This is a genomic window from Pseudogemmobacter sp. TB195 (assembly GCF_058313095.1).
On the sequence record NZ_JBZEGG010000169.1, the window covers coordinates 1 to 574 of the forward strand.

The window sequence follows — 574 nt, forward strand, 5'->3', positions numbered from 1 at the left end:
CCGACACCGGCGGCCGTCATGGTCTGCACGATGATGAGCAGCGGGAACACCACGGATACGCCGGCCAGCTCCTCCGGTCCCAGCAAGGAAACGAAAAAGGCGTCGGCGATAATGAAGGTGATGCGGGCGATCGCCTCGCCGACGTTGGGGGCGGCGAGCACCAGCAGGCGCCCGAACACGGGGCCTTCCAGCAGCCAGCGGGTGCGCGGCGACAGGCTGGCGTAACTGGTCGTCGCGGGCGCTGACGGGCACGGGGCCTGAAGCGCGGCGGCGTCGTTGGCGGCAGGGGTGGCGGTGACAGACATGGAGGTTTTCCCGGTGTCCTGGCGCGCGCCACGCGCGGATGCGGCCGCCGCCAGGCGTTGCGCCGCCAAATGGGCCATGGCGACCGGGCCGCGTCCATTACCCGCAAGGTCATGGAAGGCGTCGGGCGCATGCCGGTTCCGGCCGTGACGCGGCCTCCGGTTCGCGCCGGGCGCCGCCGGTGTTCTCCGCCAGGGATCATCCGTGGATGAAAGAACATCGCCCCAGCGGCGGTCACCTGGATCCTGGCGCGTTCAAAAACGCCGGATGA

At 70.2% G+C, this 574-nt stretch carries 1 pseudogene; it reads right to left on the reverse strand.

Annotated features, from left to right (window positions below):
• Positions 1 to 305 (reverse strand): annotated as a pseudogene (locus tag AC4FS3_RS29195) (hypothetical protein); the annotation flags it as partial.
• Positions 306 to 574 lie beyond the last annotated feature (269 nt).